Source organism: Mesorhizobium sp. M7A.F.Ca.CA.002.04.1.1, from assembly GCF_004022805.1.
Taxonomy (GTDB): Bacteria; Pseudomonadota; Alphaproteobacteria; order Rhizobiales; family Rhizobiaceae; genus Mesorhizobium; species Mesorhizobium ciceri.
Genome location: NZ_RZPL01000781.1, coordinates 1 through 2,517, shown reverse-complemented (window position 1 = coordinate 2,517; position 2,517 = coordinate 1). Strand labels below are relative to the sequence as shown.

3 protein-coding genes are annotated in these 2,517 nt (G+C 63.2%); 2 read left to right on the top strand and 1 reads right to left on the bottom strand.

The genetic code is table 11. From position 1 onward, the window contains the following. Positions 1-554, top strand: a 554-nt coding sequence (locus ENZ75_RS28355) for a PfkB family carbohydrate kinase (protein WP_245481268.1), incomplete at its 5' end; no start/stop codon positions are given. A 247-nt stretch (positions 555-801) separates the two neighbouring features. Next, positions 802-1,944, top strand: a complete 1,143-nt coding sequence (locus tag ENZ75_RS28350) for a DegT/DnrJ/EryC1/StrS aminotransferase family protein (RefSeq protein ID WP_013532708.1) — start codon at positions 802-804, stop codon at positions 1,942-1,944. 14 nt (positions 1,945-1,958) lie between these two features. Here the strand turns inward: ENZ75_RS28350 and cysQ are convergent. Next, the coding region (cysQ, locus tag ENZ75_RS28345) for a 3'(2'),5'-bisphosphate nucleotidase CysQ (protein WP_128278490.1) at positions 1,959-2,517 on the bottom strand (559 nt) is incomplete at its 5' end.

Below are 2,517 nucleotides of genomic sequence, written 5' to 3'. Positions count from 1 at the left end.
TGTTCGGCGCCATCAGCCTGATTTCCGAGCCGGCCGGCAGTGCCTATGAAGAGTTCATGCGGCGCGAGCATGAAAGCCGCGTCATGATGCTCGACCCCAACATCCGGCCGAACTTCATCCCGGACAAGCCCAAGCACCTCAAGCGCATTCGCACCATGATGGCGATGGCCGACATCGTGAAACTGTCGGACGAAGACCTGAACTGGTTCGGCGAAGCCGGCTCGCATGAGGATGTCATCCGCAACTGGCTGGACCGCGGCCCGAAGCTGATCGTCGTCACCCATGGCGGCGAAGGCGCGATCGGCTACAGCAAGGAGCACGCCGTCACGGTGATGCCCGAAAGGGTCGAGGTGGCGGACACGGTCGGCGCCGGCGACACGTTCAACGCCGGCATCCTCGCCTCGCTGCACGAGCAAGGCCTGCTGACGAAGGCGGCGATTTCCGGACTGTCGGAAGACGCCATCCATAAGGCGCTGGCGCTCGGCGCGAAGGCGGCGGCAGTGACCGTGTCGCGGGCCGGCGCCAATCCACCCTGGCGACATGAAATCGCCTGAGCAACGCTCAACATAAGTTGAGCCCAATCGATCACTTTATGTTTCGCAGGGGCTCTTTCCAAGGCTATAAGGGCGGGATGGCGCCCGACGAAGCCCGGATTTCCGGCATCTGACTGACATTCGCCGGGAAAACTGGTAACGGACTGCGACACTTCCGCAATTTAGGGCTCCGCCTGCCCGGCTTTCTCGGCAAGCGCAACTCTGGTACCAGCGGCCGATTATCTGGCTAACCCATTTTGAGGCCGACATGCAGTTCATCGATCTTGGCGCGCAGCGCGAACGAATCCGCGACCGGCTGAAGGCCGCGATCGACCGTGTCGTTGACGAGGGCCGCTATATTCTTGGCCCGCAAGTCACCGAATTCGAGAACAAGCTTGCCGCCTATATCGGTACCAAGCATGTCGTGGCCTGCGCCAACGGCACCGACGCGCTGCTGTTGCCGCTGTTTGCAGCCGGCGTCGGCCCGGGTGACGCGGTGTTCGTGCCGAGCTTCACGTTCGCCGCCACCGCCGAAGTGGTGGCGCTGGCCAAGGCCGCGCCGGTGTTCGTCGATGTCGACCCGCACAGCTACAACATCGACATTGCCAGCCTCGAAGCGGCCATTGCCATGATCAAGAAGGAAGGAAGGCTGAAGCCGAAGGCAATCATTCCCGTCGATCTGTTTGGCCTTGCCGCCGATTACGAGGCGATCATGGCGATCGCCAACCGCGAAGGCCTGATGGTGATCGAGGATGCCGCCCAGTCGATGGGCGGTTCGCTCGACGGCAAGATGTGCGGCTCCTTCGGTGCGGTCGGCTCGACCAGCTTCTATCCGGCAAAACCGCTTGGCTGCTACGGCGACGGCGGCGCGATGTTCACCAATGACGATGCGCTGGCCGAACAGCTTCGCTCGTTCGCCTTTCATGGCAAGGGCGAGACGCAGTACGACAATGTCCGCGTCGGAATCAATTCGCGGCTCGACACGATACAGGCGGCGATCCTCATCGAGAAGCTGGCCATTCTCGAAGACGAGATGGTCGCCCGGCAGGTCGTGGCACAGCGCTATGCCGATGGGCTTGGCGACGTCGTTACCGCCGCCCGCAATCTGGACGGCAGCCGTTCGGCCTGGGCGCAATACGCCATCGAGACGCCGAAGCGCGACGGGCTGAGGGCGCATCTCGGCGAAAAGGGCATTCCGTCTGTCATCTACTATGTGAAGCCGCTGCATGCCCAGGTCGCTTATCGCGATTATCCGCGCACGCCGACCGGCCTTGCCGTTTCGGAAGACCTGCCGAAGCGGATCCTGTGCCTGCCGATGCACCCTTATCTCAGCGAAGCCGACCAGGACCGCATCATCGAGACGATCCGCAACTATATAGGCTCGAATTCGGCGCAGGCAGCGGCCGAGTAAGCTACCGGGCCTTCTCAGGCGGGGCTGACCCCTGCCCCGCCGCTGGCAATGAAATGCGGATTGGCGAAATCCTCGTCGTCGCTTTGCCGGCGCTTCCCATAGACCAGAGGCTGGCCATCGAGCGTGCGCGTCATGCCACCGGCGGCGCGCAGGATGGCGTCGCCTGCCGCCGTGTCCCATTCCATGGTGCGGCCGAAGCGCGGATAGACATCAGCCTCGGCACTGGCGAGAAGGCAGAATTTCAAGGACGAACCGACCGAGACGATTTCGGCGGCACCAAGGTCGCGAATATAGGCCTCGGTTTCCGGCGTGTTGTGGGAACGGCTGGCGACGACGGCCAGAGGCGCCACGGCCCTTCTCACCGAGATCGGCCGGCGGCCGACGATCTGGTAGCCGCCATCGATTTCGAGAGATTCCGCCCTTCCCGGCAGGCCGGAAAAGAAGCGGCCCGCGCAGGGCGCAAAGACGACGCCGACTTCCGGCACGCCATCGCGAACCAGCGCTATGTTGACGGTGAAATCGGTGCGGCGGTTGACGAATTCCTTGGTGCCGTCGAGCGGATCGATCAGGAAG